Source organism: Rubritepida flocculans DSM 14296 (assembly GCF_000425365.1).
GTDB lineage: Bacteria > Pseudomonadota > Alphaproteobacteria > Acetobacterales > Acetobacteraceae > Roseococcus > Roseococcus flocculans.
Genome location: NZ_AUDH01000001.1, coordinates 303,522 through 320,848 on the forward strand (window position 1 = coordinate 303,522; position 17,327 = coordinate 320,848).

General features: G+C 76.5%; 19 protein-coding genes and 1 tRNA gene. 11 read left to right on the top strand and 9 right to left on the bottom strand.

The window, feature by feature from the left end; all coding sequences use genetic code 11:
• Window positions 1-1,017 carry an MlaD family protein gene (locus H596_RS0101485; RefSeq protein WP_027283382.1) on the top strand — a complete coding sequence of 339 codons (1,017 nt, stop codon included), beginning with the start codon at window positions 1-3 and terminating at the stop codon, window positions 1,015-1,017.
• Window positions 1,014-1,643: an ABC-type transport auxiliary lipoprotein family protein gene (locus H596_RS0101490; RefSeq protein WP_027283383.1), complete on the top strand. Its 630-nt coding sequence runs from the start codon at window positions 1,014-1,016 to the stop codon at window positions 1,641-1,643. The genes H596_RS0101485 and H596_RS0101490 overlap by 4 nt, the downstream gene beginning before the upstream one ends.
• A 160-nt stretch (window positions 1,644-1,803) precedes the next feature.
• On the opposite strand, the gene H596_RS19585 is transcribed toward H596_RS0101490, so the two are convergent.
• Entirely contained in the window at window positions 1,804-2,412 is a 609-nt protein-coding gene (locus H596_RS19585) for a zinc-ribbon domain-containing protein (RefSeq protein WP_051212230.1), read from the bottom strand.
• Between the two features lie 72 nt (window positions 2,413-2,484).
• Here H596_RS19585 and H596_RS0101500 point away from each other — a divergent pair, with 72 nt between their 5' ends.
• The 5 genes from H596_RS0101500 to H596_RS0101520 all read left to right on the top strand — a co-directional run bounded on the left by H596_RS0101500 (window position 2,485) and on the right by H596_RS0101520 (window position 5,822).
• Window positions 2,485-3,150, top strand: coding sequence for a cell division ATP-binding protein FtsE (locus H596_RS0101500; protein WP_027283384.1), 666 nt, complete (start codon window positions 2,485-2,487; stop codon window positions 3,148-3,150).
• Window positions 3,143-4,009: an FtsX-like permease family protein gene (locus tag H596_RS0101505; protein ID WP_051212231.1), complete on the top strand. Its 867-nt coding sequence runs from the start codon at window positions 3,143-3,145 to the stop codon at window positions 4,007-4,009. Before H596_RS0101500 ends, H596_RS0101505 begins: the two co-directional genes overlap by 8 nt.
• A gap of 40 nt (window positions 4,010-4,049) precedes the next feature.
• On the top strand, window positions 4,050-4,670 hold the full coding sequence (gene tsaB / locus H596_RS19590; protein WP_037299513.1) for a tRNA (adenosine(37)-N6)-threonylcarbamoyltransferase complex dimerization subunit type 1 TsaB: 621 nt from the start codon (window positions 4,050-4,052) through the stop codon (window positions 4,668-4,670).
• A gap of 91 nt (window positions 4,671-4,761) precedes the next feature.
• On the top strand, window positions 4,762-5,199 hold the full coding sequence (locus H596_RS0101515; protein WP_027283386.1) for a GNAT family N-acetyltransferase: 438 nt from the start codon (window positions 4,762-4,764) through the stop codon (window positions 5,197-5,199).
• On the top strand, window positions 5,196-5,822 hold the full coding sequence (locus tag H596_RS0101520) for an N-carbamoylsarcosine amidohydrolase (protein WP_027283387.1): 627 nt from the start codon (window positions 5,196-5,198) through the stop codon (window positions 5,820-5,822). Before H596_RS0101515 ends, H596_RS0101520 begins: the two co-directional genes overlap by 4 nt.
• Here the strand turns inward: H596_RS0101520 and H596_RS24325 are convergent.
• The 7 genes from H596_RS24325 to H596_RS0101555 form a co-directional block, all read right to left on the bottom strand.
• Entirely contained in the window at window positions 5,819-6,727 is a 909-nt protein-coding gene (locus H596_RS24325; RefSeq protein ID WP_156909991.1) for an SH3 domain-containing protein, read from the bottom strand. The two genes, H596_RS0101520 and H596_RS24325, sit on opposite strands and share 4 nt — an antisense overlap.
• Window positions 6,728-6,761: 34 nt before the next feature.
• Window positions 6,762-7,769, bottom strand: coding sequence for a helix-turn-helix transcriptional regulator (locus H596_RS0101530; protein WP_037299516.1), 1,008 nt, complete (start codon window positions 7,767-7,769; stop codon window positions 6,762-6,764).
• A 55-nt stretch (window positions 7,770-7,824) separates the two neighbouring features.
• Window positions 7,825-7,907: transfer RNA gene (locus tag H596_RS0101535), tRNA-Leu, on the bottom strand.
• 234 nt (window positions 7,908-8,141) lie between these two features.
• Window positions 8,142-8,957 carry an SDR family NAD(P)-dependent oxidoreductase gene (locus tag H596_RS0101540; protein WP_027283389.1) on the bottom strand — a complete coding sequence of 272 codons (816 nt, stop codon included), beginning with the start codon at window positions 8,955-8,957 and terminating at the stop codon, window positions 8,142-8,144.
• Entirely contained in the window at window positions 8,954-9,904 is a 951-nt protein-coding gene (locus H596_RS0101545) for a tripartite tricarboxylate transporter substrate binding protein (protein WP_027283390.1), read from the bottom strand. The genes H596_RS0101540 and H596_RS0101545 overlap by 4 nt, the downstream gene beginning before the upstream one ends.
• A complete protein-coding gene (locus tag H596_RS0101550; protein WP_027283391.1) occupies window positions 9,901-10,905 on the bottom strand; it encodes an NAD-dependent epimerase/dehydratase family protein in 1,005 nt (334 codons plus the stop codon). Before H596_RS0101550 ends, H596_RS0101545 begins: the two co-directional genes overlap by 4 nt.
• A 54-nt stretch (window positions 10,906-10,959) precedes the next feature.
• Window positions 10,960-11,880: a DUF2125 domain-containing protein gene (locus H596_RS0101555; protein WP_027283392.1), complete on the bottom strand. Its 921-nt coding sequence runs from the start codon at window positions 11,878-11,880 to the stop codon at window positions 10,960-10,962.
• Between the two features lie 49 nt (window positions 11,881-11,929).
• Between H596_RS0101555 and H596_RS0101560 the strand changes: the two genes are divergently transcribed.
• The gene (locus H596_RS0101560; RefSeq protein WP_245583927.1) at window positions 11,930-12,481 is read left to right on the top strand and encodes a gamma-glutamylcyclotransferase; all 552 of its coding nucleotides are present in this window, start codon (window positions 11,930-11,932) and stop codon (window positions 12,479-12,481) included.
• 49 nt (window positions 12,482-12,530) lie between these two features.
• Window positions 12,531-12,899: a hypothetical protein gene (locus H596_RS0101565; RefSeq protein WP_027283394.1), complete on the top strand. Its 369-nt coding sequence runs from the start codon at window positions 12,531-12,533 to the stop codon at window positions 12,897-12,899.
• A 27-nt stretch (window positions 12,900-12,926) separates the two neighbouring features.
• Here H596_RS0101565 and H596_RS19600 read toward each other — a convergent pair whose 3' ends face one another.
• A complete protein-coding gene (locus tag H596_RS19600; protein ID WP_051212233.1) occupies window positions 12,927-14,636 on the bottom strand; it encodes a class I SAM-dependent methyltransferase in 1,710 nt (569 codons plus the stop codon).
• Between the two features lie 104 nt (window positions 14,637-14,740).
• On the opposite strand from H596_RS19600, the gene mdlC reads away from it, so the two are divergent.
• Window positions 14,741-16,357 carry a benzoylformate decarboxylase gene (gene mdlC, locus H596_RS0101575; RefSeq protein WP_027283395.1) on the top strand — a complete coding sequence of 539 codons (1,617 nt, stop codon included), beginning with the start codon at window positions 14,741-14,743 and terminating at the stop codon, window positions 16,355-16,357.
• A 2-nt stretch (window positions 16,358-16,359) separates the two neighbouring features.
• A complete protein-coding gene (locus H596_RS0101580; RefSeq protein ID WP_027283396.1) occupies window positions 16,360-17,322 on the top strand; it encodes a Bug family tripartite tricarboxylate transporter substrate binding protein in 963 nt (320 codons plus the stop codon).
• Window positions 17,323-17,327 lie beyond the last annotated feature (5 nt).

Here is a 17,327-nt window from a genome sequence, read left to right on the forward strand (position 1 = left end):
ATGGCGCAATCCCGCCGCGTGCAGTTCTCCGTCGGCCTGCTGGTGCTGCTGGGCCTTTCCCTCGCCGTGGGCTTCGTGATCTTCCTGGCGGGCGACCGGCTGCGCCAGAGCGATGTCCTGTTCGAGACCTATCTGCGCGAGAGCGTGCAGGGGCTCGAGGTCGGCTCCTCCGTGCGCTACCGCGGCGTGGCGGTGGGGCGGGTCACCGAGATCGGCCTCGCCTCGGCGGAATACCGCCGCCCCGAGGGCCAGCCCTTCGCCAGCGCCTTCCAGCTCGTCATCGTCCGCTTCGCCCTGGACATGGCGCGGGTGGGCGATGTGCCGCGGATGGATCTCGCCGTGGCGCAGGGGCTGCGCGCGCGCCTCGCCAGCCAGGGCATCACCGGCGTCGCCTATCTCGAGCTGGATTTCGTGGACCCGGACCGCTTCCTCCCGCCCGACCTGCCCTGGACGCCGCGCTATGCCGTGATCCCGGCCATGCCCTCCACCGTGGCCCAGGCGCAGAACACGCTCGAGCAGGTGATGCGCCAGCTCCAGGATGTGGACATCGCCGCCCTGGCCGGGAATTTCGACGCGCTGCTCGTCGCGCTGCGCGAGGCCGCGCGCGGGGCCGATCTCGGCACGGTTCTGGGCGAGGCCGCCGGCCTGCTGCGCGAGGGGCGGGCGGCGCTGGCGGGTGCGGAGCTTCCCGCCCTCGCGGCGGAGCTGCGCGCCACCGGCGCCGCCACCCGCGGCGTGCTGGAGGGGCAGGAGCTGCGCGCCACCCTTCTCACCCTGGCCCGCGCCAGCGAGGATCTGCGCGCCACCGCCCAGCGCCTGCCCGCCACGCTGGCGCAGATCGAGGCCATGCTGCGTGCGGCGCGCGGCACCACCGCCGACCTGCAGTCCGAGCTCGCCCCGCTGCTGCGCGACCTGCGCAGCACCACCGCCAACCTGCGCGACACCACCGAGGCGCTGCGGCGCTCCCCCTCCCAGGCGCTGCTGGGCGCGCCGCCGCCCGCGGGGCCGGGCCGATGAGCGCCCCGCGCCGCGCCCTGCTCGGGCTGCCGCTGCTGCTCGGCGCCTGCTCCGTGCTGCCCGAGCGGCCCTTCATCGAGACGCGCCGCCACCCGCTCGCCCCCGCCCGCACCGGCGCGCCGGTCGCTTCGGGCAGCGGCCGCGTGCTGCTGCTGCGCACGCTGCGCGCCGCGCCGGGGCTGGAGGCGCGCGGCCTGCGCCGCATCCGCCCCGACGGGACGCTGGACCTCGCCTTCTACGAGGAATGGCTGGCCCCGCCCGCCGAACTGGCCGAGCAGGCGCTGCGCGAGTGGCTGATCGCCTCCGGCCTCTTCGCGGCCGTGGCCGCCCCCGGCACGCGGCTCGCCACGCCCCTGATCCTGGAAGCCGAACTCACCGCCCTCGATTACCGCCTCGCCGATGGCGAGGCGCGGGCCGGGCTTGCCGTGCTGCTGCTGCGCGAGGGTGCGGGCGCGGCGGAGGCGCGCGTCATCGCCCAGCGCCTCGTCACCGGCACGGCGCGCGGCGCGCAGGGGGGCGACCCCGGCCTCCGCCAGGCCGCGGCGATGGCGGAGGCGCTGCGCGCGGCCTTCCTCGCCCTCGAAGCCTGGCTGACCTCGCTGCTGCCGGAACTGCGGCGCGTCTGATCTCGGCGGCCGCTGATGTCGACTTCTGAGAAGCCGGTGCGGCCGCTGGTATGGCCTTGTTTTCGCGCGCAGCCGCCACGCCGGGTCCCATCGAAGCAAAGCTTCGATGGGCGCCCGTCAACCCTGCGCGCGATACGGTCGGCATCTCATGCCGACCGTATCACCCGCCGATCACCTGCACCACGCGCAGGAAAGGTTCCCAGGCCTGCGCCACATCGGCGCGGAACAGGTAGAGCAGCAGCAGAACCCCGGTGACGAGGCCGACCGAGAGAATCCAGGCCAGCAGCAGCAACCTGCCGGCGAGGCGGCGGCGGCGGCGCGGGCGGGGATCCTCCCCGGCCTCCTCCGGGCCCAGCGGGCGGCGGCGGCGCGCCCCGAGACCGAGCGGGAAGCGGCTCGGCGCAAGCGGCGGCGGCGCGACGGCCCGCGCGGCCCGGGGCGGCTCCGTTCCCGCCTCGGGCGGGACGGCGGCGAGGGGCGGCGCGGCCTCCGGCGCGGCGGGCGGCGGCTCGGCCAGGGGCGACGGACGCTCGGCGGGCGCCGGGCCCGGGGCTTCGACCGGTGCCGAGGGCGGGGAGGGGGGCGTGGGCGGCTCGGCCGCCGGGGCCGCGGCCGCCAGGATGGGCGCGACCGGCAGCGGCGGGGCCTCGGCCGGCAGCTCGGGCACCCAGGCATGGCCGCAGGCCGCGCAGCGCAGCGGCTTGCGCTGCAGCAGCAGCGCGTCCGGCACGCGATAACCGGCGCGGCAGTTCGGGCAGGCGATGTCCATGCGGGGCTGACGTTGTGACAGGAGCGCCGTATTCGGCAACCTCCCGTCTTGGCTTTTGATGAAGGGGGCCGCGTGGTCCGATTCTCGGGCGTGGGCCTGTGCTACCCGGAGGGGGGCGGGGCCTGGGCGCTGCAAGGGCTGGATTTCCTGCTGCCCGAGGGCAGCTTCACCTGGCTGCTCGGCCCCTCGGGCGCGGGCAAGACCAGCGTGCTCGGCCTGATGCATCTGAGGTTGCGGCCCTCGATCGGCCGGATCGAGGTGCTGGGCCATGATCCCGCCGGGCTGCCGCGCGCCCAGTTGCCGGCGCTGCGGCGGCGCATCGGCGTGGTGTTCCAGGACTACCGGCTGCTGCCCCACCTCTCCGCCTTCGAGAATGTGGCCCTGCCGCTGCGCATCCAGGGCGTGACCGAGGCGCGGCTGCGCGCCGACGTGACCGAGATGCTGCGCTGGGTGGGCCTCGCCGAGCGGGCGGAGGCCGCGCCCGCCGCGCTCTCGGGCGGGGAGCAGCAGCGCCTGGCCCTGGCGCGCGCCGTCATCGCCCGCCCCGCCCTGCTGGTGGCCGACGAGCCCACCGGCAACCTCGACGCCACCCAGGCGCGGCGCGTGCTCTCCCTGCTGCGGGAGCTGCACCGGCTGGGCACCACCGTCGTCGTCGCCACCCACAGCGAGGCGCTGCCGGAGGAATACCCGGCCCCCGCGCTGCGCCTGGAGGGCGGGAGGCTGCTGCGCCATGGCTAGGCCCAAGGGAGCCACGGCGCTCCGGCCCCTGCGGGGGCGCGATCCGCTCGGGCTGCGCCGGGCGCTGGCGGGCTGGCTGCTGCCGGCGCTGGTGGGGGCCATGGCGCTGCTCGCCGCGCTCGCCATCGCCGGCGCGGCCGGCGCGGGCCGCCTGGCCGAGCGCTGGGAGCAGGCGGCCGCGGGCCAGGTGATCGTGCAGGTGCCCCCCGCCCAGGCCGAGGCCGCGCTGGCCCGGCTGCGCGCCCTGCCCGGTGTGGCCGAGGCCACGGTGGTGGCCGAGGACCGGCTGCGCGCCCTGCTCGCCCCCTGGCTGGGCGAGGTGCCCGGCCTGCCCCTGCCCGTGATGATCGAGCTGCGCCTCGTCGAGCGCGCGGAGGAGGCGGCGCTGCGCGAGGCCGCCGCCGCCATCCCCGGCGCGCAGGTGGAGCGGCGCGGCGAGGCCGTGACCCAGGCGCTGCGCGTGGCCGAGGGGGTGCGGGGCCTCGCCTTCGTGCTGCTCGGCATCATCGCGGCGGTGGCGGTGGCGCTGGTGGCGGTGGCGACGCGCGCGGGGCTCGCCGCGCGGCGCGAGACCATCGAAATCCTGCACGAGCTGGGCGCGCGCGACGCCGACATCGCCGGCCGCTTCGCCGCGCGGCTGGCGCTGCTCTGCGCCGCGGGGGCGCTGGGCGGGCTCGCCGTGGCGCTGCCCGCCCTCTGGCTGCTGGCCGAGGCGGCGATCCCGGTCGCGCTCTCCCGGCCCGCCGCGGCCTCGGACCTGCCCTGGGCGGCGCTCGCCCTGCTGCCGCCGGCGGCGGCGGGCATCGGCTGGCTGACGGCGCGGCTGGCGGTGGGGGCCTGGCTGCGGCGCCTGCCCTGAGGCGCTTGCCCTCCCGCCGCGCGGGTGCGATGCGGGGCGCATGCGCCTGCTCGTTCTCGACGCCGCCCTCTCCCGCTGCCTCGCGGCGCTGGTGGAGGGGGGCGCGGTGCGGGCCGAGCGTGTGCGCGAGGGGCTGCACGGCCAGCCTGCCGCCCTGCCGCCGCTCGCCGAGGCGGTGCTGGCCGAGGCCCCCCCGCCCGAGGCGGTGGCGGTGGGCGTGGGGCCGGGCAGCTTCACCGGGCTGCGCACCGCCATCGCCCTGGCCGCCGGCATCGCCGCCGCGCGCGGCCTGCCCCTGGTGGGGGTGAGCACGGGCGAGGCGCTGGCCGCCTTCTGCCCCCACCCCGCCTGGGCCTGCACCGAGAACCGGCGCGGCCAGCTCTTCCTCGAACGCTTCGCCCCCGGCCCCCTCGCCGAGGGCCCGCCGCTCTCGGTCGAGGAGCGCGGCCTGCCCCGCCCCGTCGTGCTGACCTGGATGCTGGGCGATGGCGCCCCGCGCGCCGCCGCCCGGCTGCTCGCCCGCGGCGCGCCCGCGGCGCTGGGCGAGGCGCGGCGCATCGAGGCCGCCGCACTCGCCGCCGTGGCCGAGCGCCGCCTCGCCGGCCTCCTCCCGCCGCGCCCGGCCGCGCCCCTCTACGTGGACCCGGCGGCCACCACATGATGCGGCCCCGCATGCCATGCCGCGCCCCCTCGCGCGCAGCGCAGGCCTCGCGGCTGCGCGCCGGGGCCAGTGCGCGCCGGCGGCCGCCGGCATGAGGCTGCGCCAGGCCGGGCTGGAGGACGCGGCCGCGCTCGCCGCCCTGCACGCCACCGCCTTCCCCCCCGGCGAGGCCTGGCCGGAGGGGACGATGCGCAGCCTCCTCGGCCTGCCCGGCGTCACCGCGCTGCTGGCCGAGGGCGAGGGGCTGCTGCTGCTGCGCCAGGCGGCCGACGAGGCGGAGGTGCTCACCCTCGCCGTACGGCCCGAGGCGCGGCGGCAGGGCGTGGCGCGCGCCCTGCTGGAGACGGGGATGCTGCTGCTCGCCGCCGCCGGGGCGCGCCGGCTGCTGCTCGAGGTGGCGGCGGAGAACGCGCCGGCCATGGCGCTCTATGCCGGGCTCGGCTTCGCCCGGGCGGGCGAGCGGCGGAACTATTACGCGCCGGGCCGCCACGCCTGGCTGCTGGCGCGCGCGCTGGAGGGCGAGGGATGACGCAGACCCGCGAGGAGAACTACGCCGGCGTCTTCGACGGCGCGGTGGGCTTCGGCCGCCGCCCGGCGCTGCTGCTGGTGGATTTCGTGAACGCCTACACCACGCCCGGCGCGCCCCTTTACGCCGAGGGCGTGGTGCGCGCCGTGGCCGCGAGCGTGCCGCTGCTCGCCGCCGCGCGGCAGGCGGGCATCCCCGTGGTGTTCACCAAGGTGCTCTACCACCCGGGCGGGCTGAATGGCGGGCTGTTCCTGCGCAAGGTGCCCGCGCTGCGCGCCCTGGTCCCCGGCGCGCCGCTCGCCGAGATCGTGGAGGCGCTGCGCCCCCTGCCCGAGGAGGTGGTGATCGCCAAGCAATACCCCTCGCCCTTCTTCGCCACGCCGCTCGCGCCCATGCTGACGGCGCTGGGGGTGGACACGGTGATCCTCGCGGGCTGCTCCACCTCGGGCTGCATCCGCGCGGGGGCGGTGGACGGGCTGCAGCACGGCTTCCGCGTCATCGTCCCGCGCGAATGCGTGGGCGACCGGCACGAGGGCCCGCATGAGGCCAACCTGTTCGACATCCAGGCCAAATACGGCGATGTGCTGCCGCGCGCGGAGGTGATCGCCCGGCTGCGGGGGGGTTAACGCAGCTCCTCCTCCGGCCCCACGCCGAAGATGTCGGCGCGGCGGAGATAGCCGCGGCGGTCCTGCACCTGCACCTCGCACCAGGCGCTGTCCTTCTCGCAGGCGCGCAGCCGGCCGATCACGCCGGTGCGCAGCCGCGCCACGGCGGGCGAGCTTTCCTCCGGCCGGCGGCGCAGCAGCAGCTCGGGCGCGCCGGATTCGGGGCGGACCATGAAGGTGCGCCGGCCCGGGCGCAGGGTGGAGGCGTTCAGCCAGCCCTCGGTGCCGTCGGGGTCTCGGATGCGCCGCCACTCCTCGTGCTCGCGGATGATGAGCACGGGCAGGTCCACGCGCTGGTAGCGCCACTCGACGGGAAAGCGCCGGCCCGGCCCGACGCGCAGGTTCACGTCGTTGGAGCCGAGGGCGGAGAAGCGCGGCAGGGGCAGGCCGGTGGCGCTGCCGATGGTCGGCTGCGGCTCGGGCGGCGGCGGGGGCTGGGGCGGGGCTGCGGCGGCCGCACCGGCAGCCCCGGCGGCGGCGCCCGCGGCCGCGCCGGCGGCCGGGGCCGCGGGGCGGCGCGCGGGCTGGGCCTGGCCCTGCGCGCGCGGGCGCTGCGCCCCCTGCGCCTGGGCGGGCGGGCGCTGGCCGGGCTGGGCCGGGCGCGCCTGCTGGCCGGGCGGGCGCTGCGCCTGCGCGCGCTGGCCCTGGGGGCGCGCCTGCTGCGGCGGCCGTTGCCCCTGCGCCTGCCCTTGCGCCTGCCCCTGGGGCGGGGCGGGGCGGTGCGGGGCGGCCGGGCGGGCGGCGGACTCGGGCCGGGGCGCGGCGGCGGGCGGGGCCACGCTGCCCGCCCCGCCCAGCGCAGACTGCGCCGACGCCGCGCCGGGCGCGAGCGCGATCACGGCGGCAAGGGCGAGAGCGGCGCGCATCGGACGCCTCGATGCCAAGCCGCGCCGCGCCGGGTCAAGCCTCGGCCGGGGCCGCCGCCCCGTGCCGGCGCAGCAGCGCCGCGCCGAGCGCGGCCAGCCGCGCGCGCAGCGCATCGGGGCGGATCACCTCCACCGCCTCGCCCCAGGTGGCGAGGTGGTGCGCCATCTCCTCCAGCCCGCCCGCGGTAAAGCGCAGCAGCAGCGTGCCATCGGGCTGCGGCTCCAGCCTCTGGGTCGGGTGGAAGAGCCAGTTCGCCGCCTCGCGCGCCGCGTCCTCGCGGAAGCGCAGCACCACCTCCACCGGCGGCTCGCGCCAGACGCCGAAGCTCTGCGCGGCGAGCTTCGGCAGCTCGAAGCCCGGGCGCGGGGTGAAGGGCTGCTCCGTCACCTCGGCGGCGAGGATGCGGTCGAGCCGCCAGACCGCCGCATCCGGCTTGTCCCGCCGCGCGGCGAGCAGATAGGGGCGCTGGCCGTAGAGCAGCCCGTAGGGCTCCACCAGATGCTCGCGCGCGTTGCTGCGCCCGGTGCTGTAGCGCAGCCGCACCAGCCGCGTGGCGAGGATGGCCTGGCGCAACGTCGTGATCAGCGGCTCGGGCACCTGCACGCGCGGGCCGGGGCGCATGGCGATGCCCTCGTTCGCCAGCAGCGCCTCCACATCCGGCTCGGCGCGCTGCAGGGCGCGGGCGTCCATCGCCGCGCGCAGCTTCTCGGCCGCGCCGCGCAGCAGCGCCGCGCGCTCGGCCAGCCCCTCGGCGGCGAGGCGGCGGGCGGCGAGGTCGAGCTCCGCCACCTCGGCGGCGGTGAGGGGTTGCACGCGCGCGAGCGGCGAGGGCGGCAGGCGCCAGCGTTTCTGCGCCTCGTCGCTCGGCACCTGTTCGAGCTCGCCGCACACCTCGCGGATGGCGGCGAGCATGCGCTCGATGGTGCGGCGGCCCACGCCGAACTCCTGCGCCAGCTCGTTCAGCGTGCGGCCCGCGCGGCTGCCCGAGAGCAGCAGGATGAGGCGCAGGCCATCGGCCAGCTTCTCGTGACGTTCCGGCATGCAGAGGCTCCCCCGCGGGCGATGATGCGGGCGGCGCGGGCGGGCGGCAAGGACATGCGGGCGGCGGGACTCGAACCCGCATGGCCATGCGGCCGAGGGTTTTTAAGACCCTTCCGTCTGCCATTCCGGCACGCCCGCGCGCGAGGGAGGATGCGGGCAAGGGCCTGCGCGCTCAAGGGCGCAGGCGCGGCGAAGCCAAGGCGGCCGGATGGCCGCCGCCCGGCAACCGAGGGCAGGCGCATTCACACCCTCCCCACCCCCCGGCCGCACGGCGGCCGGCGCCGCCAGACCTGCCGCCCCGCCCGGCGCGCCCGCCGCGCGGCGAAGCCAAGGCGGCCGGATGGCCGCCGCCCGGCGACTGAGGGCGAAAAATCACGGACTCTTCAAAGTCAGCCCGCCATCCACGATGATCTCCGCGCCCGTGACGTATTTCGCCTCGTCCGAGGCCAGGTAGAGCGCGGCATAGGCCACGTCCCAGGCATCGCCCATGCGCCCCATGGGCGGCTGGGCGTTCCGCTTCGCCACGATGGCCGCGACATCCCCGCCCGTGCGCTGCCCCGCCAGCCGCGCCTCCACCAGCGGCGTGTGCATCAGCCCGGGCGTCACGACGTTGCACCGGATGCCGGCGGGCGCATAGCGCACCGCGATCATGCGCGAGAGCGCCGTCACCCCCGCCTTGGAGGCCGCATAGGCCATCAGGTCCGGCCCGATGTTGCGGTGCGCCGCCACCGAGGAGAGGTTCACGATCGCGCCCCCGCCCTGTCGCACCATCAGCGGCAGCACGGCGCGGGTGGAGAGGTGCACGTAGTGCAGGTTGTGGTGGAACTGCGCGTGCCAGGCCTCGGGCGTGAGCTCCTCCGGGCCCCCGGGCACGCTGCCACCCACATTGTTCACCAGGATGTCGATGCGGCCGAAGGCGGCCCGCGTGGCCTGCACCACGCGCGCGATCTCCTCCTCGCGCGTCACGTCGGCGGCGAGGGCGAAGGATTGCCCGCCCTCGGCGGCGATCATCGCCGTCGTCTCCTCGGCGGAGTCGAGGCGGTGGTCCACGCAGGCCACCTGCGCGCCCTCGCGCGCGAAGAGGATGGCCATGGCGCGCCCATTGCCGATCCCGGTTCCGACCGAGCCGGCGCCGAGGATCAGCGCGCGCTTGCCGGCGAGGCGCGGCGCGCGGGCGGGGGCGCTCACCGCTGCGCCCAGGGCGTGGTCTGCCACAGCGCGCGGTAGCGCGCCTCGTCCTCGCGCAGCCGGGCGAACCAGGCCTCGCCGGGCTCGTGCCGCACCTCCAGCATGCGCGCCTCGATGGCACGGACGAATTCGGGGTCGCGCACCACGTCGTCGGTCGCCTCGCGGAAGCGCGCGACGATGGCGGGCGGCGTGCCGGCGGGCATGACGAGGCCGCGCTCGGAGGCCATCACCACATTGATCCCGCGCTCGCGCAGCGTGGGCAGGTCGGGCGCGAAGCGGCTGCGCGCCGCACCCGCCTGGGCCAGCAGCCGCACGCCCTCGTTGTTCGCCAGCACGAAGCCGAGGTTGAGGCCGCTCGCCACGATCTGCCGCCCCAGCATCGCGGTGCGGATCTGCGGGTCGCCCTGGAAGGCGACGTGGTTGAAGCGCGTGCCCGTCTCCTTCTGCATCAGCACGAGCAGCAGATGATCGTCGGTGCCGACGCCGGGCGAGCCGAAGGGGATCGTCTCCGGCGCGCGCCGCGCCGCCTCGATCAGCTCCTCGATGCTGCGATAGGGGCTCTCGGCGGTGACGGAGATCGCGCCCGGATCGGTGACGAGGTTGCCGATGGGCGCGAAGTCGGCGAGGCGGAACTGCGCCGGCCGCTCGATGGGGATGGTGAGCAGGCCGGGCATGTTGGTGGTGCCGAGCATGGTGCCATCCGCCCGGCCGCGCGCCACGGCGGCGAGCGCCACCTCTCCGCCCGCGCCGGGGCGGTTGACGACGACGACGGGCCCGCCGATGCGCGGCTCGAGGAAGCGGGCGTAGAGGCGCGCGTCCAGGTCCGTCGCGCCGCCGGCGACGAAGCCCACCACGATCTCGATCGGCCGCTCCGGCCGCCAGCTCTGGGCGAAGGCCGGGGCGGCGAGCAGCGCGGGCGCTGCGGCCAGCAGGTGGCGTCGGTTCATGTGCGTTGTTCCTCCCTGAGCCAGCGGATGAGGCGTGTGAGCCCCTCGCGCATCTCCACCTCGGGCTTCCAGCCGATGGCGGCGAAGGCCTTCTCGTGCGCGATGCGGAAGGCGCCGCCCGAGGTGAGGCGCAGCTTGCCCGGCTCCTCGCCCACGAAGCGCGGCGGCGGCCCGCCGCCCGCCAGCTCCGTGATGAGCGCCACGAGTTCCCGCGTGGTGATGGGCGCGGGGCCCGAGCAGTTCACCGCCACGTCGCTCGCCGCGCTCTCGAAGGCGCAGCGGTTGGCGCGCGCGAGGTCGCCCACATAGACGAAGTGCTTGGTCTCGCTGCCGTCGCCGAAGATCTCGGGCGGCTCGCCGCGCGCGAGCCGCTCCAGAGTCTCGATGATGTAGAGGGCGTTCGCCGCGCGGTGGTGCTGGCGCTCGCCATAGACGGTGGAGTAGCGCAGCGTGACATGCGCCAGCCCGCGCTTGCGCGTGTAGCTGCGGCAGAGCTGCTCGCCGATGATCTTGGTGGCGCCGTAGAGGATGGCGGCCGGCGGCGCGCCCTCGGAGTGGAAGGGCGTGGATTCCGCGAGCTCGCCCCGTATGCCCGGCCCATAGCCATAGACCGCGTTGGAGGAGGCGAAGACCACCTTGCGCAGCCCGCGCACCGCGGCGGCCTCCAGCGCGTTCTGCACGCCGCGGATGTTCACGTCCAAGCCGCCCCAGGGGTCGCGGTCCATGTTCAGCGTCATGTAGGCGGCGAGCAGCAGCGCCCCGTCCATGCCCTGCATGGCGGCGAGCAGGTCGCTCATGCGCATCACGTCGCCGCGGATGATCGAGAGGCGCGGATCGCCCCGCAGATGCGCCACCGCCCCCTCCGCGCCCATCGAGAAATTGTCCAGCAGCCGCACCTCGGCCGCGCCGGCGGCGAGGAAGTGCTCGGCGGTGGCGGCGCCCACCAGGCTGCCGCCGCCCAGGATGATGAATCGCCCGCCCGCGATGGGGAGAGAGGCCACGCCGTTTCCTCCGCTTCTCGTCTTGTTGCGGCGGAGGATGGAACGGAACGCCGCTCAGCGCCAGTCGAGCGGCGGCAGCACCAGCCAGGGGATGCGCCCCGCGCCGAGGCGGCGGTCGCGCAGCTCCAGCGCCACATCGAGGCGCGGCGGCCCGCCCTCGGCCGGCGGGCGCGCCGAAAGGGCGAGCACCGCGCGCAGCGTGGGCAGCAGGTTGGCGGGCAGCGCGCCCGCGCGCACCAGCGCCGTCAGCGCCGCGTCCGGGTTGGTCACCACCAGCCGCCCATGCCCCTCGGGCTGCAGCCGCGCGTCGAGGCCGAGCTCCGCCTCCAGCCGCAGCGCCGCCTGGCCGCTGCGCGCCGCGAACTCGTCCAGGCGCAGCCGGCCCTCGGCGGCGCGGAAGGCCGCGGCGCTGCCGGGGATGGGGGTGGTGCTGCGCGCCGCGAGCCGCGCCTCCTCGAGCGGCGGCAGCCCGGCGGCGGAGAGCCGGCGCGCCTCCGCGCGCAGCGTGGCGGGCGCGAGATGCGCCGTGAGCCCCGCCAGCGCGAGGCCCGGCGCGGCCAGCCGCTCGGCCGAAAGCGTCGCCTCGCCGCCGAGCAGCGGCGCGCGCAGACGCAGCGCCTCGGCCTCCACCGGCGTCGCGCCGCCGCCCGCGCGCAGCGCCTGCGGCCCGGCGAAGGCCGCGCGCGCGTGCAGCGGATCATCGAGGCCGAGGCGCAGCGTCACGCGCGCGCTCTCCCAGCCCAGCCGCGCGGGGGTGTCGAGCGCCAGCTCCTCCAGCACCAGCTCCGCCGCGAAGGGGAAGCCGGCGCGGCGCGGCGGGGCGTGGCGGATCGTCCAGCCCTCGGCGCGGCGCGCCTCGGCCCAGGCGGCGAGCCCGGCCTCCATGCGCGCGAGCGCGGCCTCGCGCGCGCCGAGCAGCGCCGCGCCCAGCAGCAGGGGAGAGAGGAGCAGCGCCCCCCACCATTTTCTCGCCATGCGGGCATGGCTTAAAGCGCGCCCCGCATCACGCAAGGGCCGCCGCGCCGTGCTTCCGCTGCCGCTGGATGCCGATGGGCATCTCTACGTCTTCGCCTATGGTTCGCTGATCTGGCGGCCTGGCTTCGCGCATCTGGGCGCGGAGCCGGCGCTGCTGCGCGGCTATCACCGCCGCTTCTGCCTGTGGTCGCGCCACTATCGCGGCACGCCGGAGGCCCCCGGCCTGGTGCTGGGGCTGGATCGCGGCGGGGCGTGCCGGGGCGTGGCCTTCCGCGTGGGGGCGGCGGCCGCCCCCGCGGTGCTCGCCTATCTCGAGGAGCGCGAGAACCCGAACGGCGAGACGGTCTATCACCGCCGCCTGCTGCCGCTCTCGCTGGCCTCGGGCCGGGTGGTGCGCGGCATCGCCTATGTGGCCGACCGCGCGCACCCCGCCTATGCCCGCCCCTGCGAGCAGACCACCGTGGCCGCGATCCGCCGCGGCCACGGGCGCGCCGGCGCGAACCGGGACTATCTGCTCAACACGGCCGAGCATCTGCGCGCGCTGGGGCTGCGCGACGCGCGGCTGGAGCGGCTGGCGCGCCTCGTCGCCGCCGCCGATTAACCGGGCGGAAAGGCCGCGCGCGCGAGACTGCCCGGCGGAGGAGTTCGCCATGAACGCCACGCTGAGCGAGGAGGTGCGCGAGGTCCGCCTGCGCTGCACCCAGCACCTGACCGAGCTGCACCGCCTGCACCTCGCGCTGCTCGCCGAGACGCGGGCGCTGAAGCGTTTCACCGCCGCCGGCCGGTCCACCGCCGAGATGGAGATCGTGGCCGAGCTGCTGGAGCAGTATCTCTCCGCCTCCGACGCCTTCCTCGAGAACATGCGCGGGCGGATGGAGGTGCGGCTCGGCCTGCTGCGCCGGGGCGAGCCCCTGGTGAACGGCAAGCCCGAGGACGCGCCCGGCCATGGCGGCTTCTGGCTGCTGTTCTCGCGGCTCTGCGCGGTGCTGAAGCGGGCGGGGCGGCGGGTGGAGTCCTGATGCGGGCGGCATCAGATGCCGGCCGCTTCACGCGGGCCCCGCCCATTCCGGCGCCAGCGCCTCCTGCCGCAGGCGCAGCCGGCGGAAATCCAGCGCGGCGAAGAGCTCCTCCAGATCCGGCGCGCCGGCGCCGGGGCGCAGAGGCAGGGAGCTGCGCGCCTCCTCGATGAAGCGCGCCCGCACCGGGGCGGGGCCGTCGAGATAGGCCTCGCGCCACCAGCCCTGGATTCGCGGCTTCGCCTCCCACAGCAGGCGCGAGGTCGCCACCCGCTCGCCCTTGGCGTGGCGGTTGAGGCGGCTTGCCGCCGGCAGGAGGTTCCACAGATCGCCGCATGGCCAGGCCGACCAGGGCAGGCAATGGTCGATGTCCATGCCCCGCTCGCTCAGCGCCCGGCCGGACCAGACGCAGCGCACCGGCTCGCCGCGCGCCAGCCTTTCCGCCGCCAGCCGGCGCACGGCCGCCGTGTCCCGCGCGGGCTCGAGCCATCGCAGCGCCGAGAGCACCTCGTCCGCCGCGATGCGGCGGCCCTGGCTCTCGCCGAAACGCTGGGTGAGGCGCACCCATTCGGCGAGCAGCATCGGCTCGATCCAGGCGGCGTAGCGCTGCAGCGCGCGCCAGACGGGCAGCGGCGCGCGCGTTGCGCCGAAGGCCCAGAGCTGCTCCTGGTCGAGGCGCAGCGCGCCCCTCGGCGGCGCCGCGCGCCCCAGGCTCGTCGGGAAAAGCGGCTGGCCCGCGGGCCCCTTGAGGAAGGTCGCGGGCATCTGGGCGATGCTGCGCGCGGCGTCGCGCAGCGCGGCGGCGAGACATTGCGCGATCTCGCCCGAGAAGGAGGCGCCGATGCGCAGCTCGAAGGGCGCGAGCGGCCGCAGCCCGCGGAAGGGCGCCTTGACGAAGCCCATCCCCTCGCCCGGCAGTTGCGGCAGCCCCGCCTCGACCAGCGGCTTGAACATGCGCAGCCAGAAGAGCGCGATCAGCCCGAGCGGCAGCTCCGCCTCATCGCCGTCGAGCCGCGCGATGTTCGGGGCCGCGTCCGCCACGCGGGCGACGCAGCGCAGCAGGGCGAGCTTGTATGTCGCGGATTTCGCCTGGGAGAGGATCGCGCCGCGCAGCAGCGGCAGCGCGCCGGCCCCGTCGTCGGGAAGGTCGAGAACGACGCTCTGCCAGGTCACCTCCCGCCGGCCCTGGCGATCGGGCCGGGCCGGCGTCGCCACCCGCAGGGCGAGCCCGTGATCGAGGCCGAGCCGCTCGATCTCGTGCTCGCTCACCGGCCACATGGGCCGCCCCTCGGGCGCGGGCCCGTGCCGCAGCGTCACCATCATGCGCCCGCCGGGGCGCAGCAGGGTGGCCAGCTTGCGCATGGCCCGCGGGCGTTCCTCGGGAGGGACGTGCTGCCAGACGCCGCTCAGCCAGAGCAGGTCGAAGGAGAGACCGAGCCCGTGCACCGCGCCCAGGCCGGGCAGCCGGTCGTCCACCCAGCGGATGGCGGTCTCGGGATGGCGGCGCGCCGCCTCGCCGCGAAGCCGCCCCGCGGGTTCGGCCGCCACCACCTCCCATCCTCGCGCGGCGAACCAGGCGGCGTCGCGGCCGCTGCCCGCCCCAACGTCGAGCACCAGCCCGGGGCGCGGGGGCAGGAAGGCCAGGACATCGGCGTGGATCTCCTCGAAGCCGAAGGCCTCGTAGGCTTCGGCGAACTCGCGGAAGCCGCGCTGATAGGGGCCCACCGTGTCCCAGGACATGTCTCAGCATCCCGCCGCCGCGACCCGTAAGACAAGACGGATCGCGATGGACAGCCCCACCCCGCCTCGGCCACCCTGGCGCGCAAGGATCAGGGAGGAACCCCATGCCGCGCGACGCCGCCACAGGCGCGCCCACGGTGCGCGAGGCCGTCTTCGACGCGATGCGCCAGCTCGGCCTCACCACCGTCTTCGGCAATCCGGGCTCGACCGAGCTGCCCTTCCTCGACCGCTGGCCGGAGGACATCCGCTACGTTCTGGCGCTGGCCGAGGGCTGCGCGGTGGCCATGGCCGACGGCTACGCCCGCGCCACGGGCCGGGCGGCGATGTGCAACCTCCATTCGGCGGTGGGCATCGGCCACGCCATGGGCAATCTGTTCACCGCCTACCGCAACCAGGCGCCGCTGGTGATCACCGTGGGGCAGCAGGCGCGCTCCCTGCTGCCGACCAACCCTTTCCTCGGCAGCATCGAAGCCGCGCATTTCCCCCGCCCCTATGTGAAGTGGAGCCTGGAGCCCGCCCGCGCCGCCGATGTGCCGGCCGCCATCGCCCATGCCCACCGCATCGCGATGACGCGCCCCTGGGGCCCCACCCTCGTCTCCATCCCGATGGACGACTGGGCGGCGGAGGCGCGCCCCGTGATCCCGCGCGTGGTCAGCCAGGACACGGCGCCGGACCCCGCGCTCATCGCCGTCTGCGCCGAGGCGCTGGCGCGGGCGGAGCGGCCGGTCATCGTCGTCGGCCCGGAGGTGGACCAGGAAGGCGCGGGCCCCGCCCTGCAGAGGCTGGCCGAGACGCTGCGCGCCGCCGTGCTGGTCGCGCCCTTCGCCTGCCGCATGGGCTTTCCGGAGGATCATCCGCTCTTCCAGGGCTTCCTCGCCGCCGCGCCGGGGGCGGTGGCGCAGGGGCTTGCGGGGTATGACTGCGTGCTGGTCGCCGGCGCGCCGGTGTTCACCTTCCATGTGGCGGGCGAATGCGGGCTGTTCGGCAGCGGCACGCCCATCTTCCAGCTCACCTCCGACCCCGAGGCGGCCGCGGCCGCGCCCGCGGGCACGGCCATACTGGGCGCGATGCGCTTCGCGCTGCCCGCCCTCGCCGCCCTGCTGCCCGAGGCGCGCCGCCCCGCCCCGGCGCCGCGCGCCCCCGCGCCGCTTCCGCCCCCCGCCACGCCCCTGCCGGCCGAGCGGGTCTTCGCCGCCATCCGCCGCGCCATGCCGGCGGAGGCGATCGTGGTGGAGGAGGCGCCCTCGCACCGCCCCGCGCTGCAGCGCCACCTCCCCATCACGCGCTGGGGCGGCTTCTACACCATGGCCTCGGGCGGGCTCGGCTATTCGCTGCCCGCGGCGGTGGGCGTGGCGCTGGCCGAGCCGGGCCGCCGCGTCCTGGCCGTCATCGGCGACGGCTCGATGATGTATTCCATCCAGGCGATCTGGAGCGCCGTGCAGCTCGGCCTGCCGCTCACCATCCTCGTGGTGAACAATGGCGGCTATGGCGCGATGCGCAGCTTCTCGCAGGTGCTGGGCGTGCAGGGCGCGCCGGGCATCGAGGTCGAGGGCCTGGATTTCCCCGCGCTCGCGCGCGGCATGGGCTGCCTCGGGCGGCGCGTCGAGACCGAGGCGGAGCTGGAGGCCGCCCTGGCCGAGAGCTTCGCCACGCCCGCGCCCATGCTGCTGGACGTGATCGTGGACCGCGCCATCCCCCACCTCTACCAGAAGGCGAAGTGACCATGCTGCGACGCGCGCTGCTCGCCGCCCCCGCCCTGCTGCTGCCGGGCGCGGGCCTCGCCCAGGCCTGGCCCGCGCGGCCGGTGCGGATCGTGATTCCCTTCCCGCCGGGCGGGCTGGCGGACCAGCTCGCCCGCCCGCTGGCCGCGCGGCTGCAGGCGGTGCTGGGCCAGCCCTTCCTGGTGGAGAACCGCGCCGGCGCGGGCGGCAACATCGCCGCCGATGTGGTGGCGAAGGCCGCGCCCGACGGCCACACATGGCTGCTCGGCTCCATCGGGCCGCTGGCGGCGAACCAGTTCCTCTTCCCCGCCATGCCCTATGACACGCGCACCGCCTTCGCGCCGGTCTCGCTGCTGGTGAACACGCCCAAGGTGGTGGTGGTGAACCCCGCCCGGCCCTGGCGCAGCCTGGCCGAGATGCTGGCCGCGGCGCGCGAACGCCCGGGCGCGCTGCGCGCCGGCTCGGCCGGCAACGGCTCCTCGCTGCACCTCGCGCTCGAGATCATGAACCGCCGCGCGGGGGTGGAGATCACCCATGTGCCCTATCGCGGCGCCGCCCCGGCGGTGACGGACCTGATCGCCGGCACCATCGACCTGATGGTGGACAACCTGCCCAACATCCTGCCGCAGATCGCGGGCGGGCAGGTGCGCGCGCTCGCGGTGGCGACTGCGGAGCGCCTGCCGCAGATCGCCGATGTGCCCACCGCCGCGGAGGCCGGGCTGCCCGGCTTCGTCTTCGGCGCATGGTTCGGCCTGGCCGGCCCCGCCCGCACGCCGGCGGAGATTGTCCAGCGCCTCTCCGCCGCGGTGGACGACGCCCTGCGCGAGCCCGAGATCGGCGGGCGCTGGCGCGAGATGGGGGCGATCGTGGTCGGCGGCACGCCGGAGGCCTTCGCCGCCTTCATCGCCGCGCAGACGGCGGAGCTGGAGGCGGTGATCCGCGCGGCGAACATCCGCGCGGAGTGAGGCGG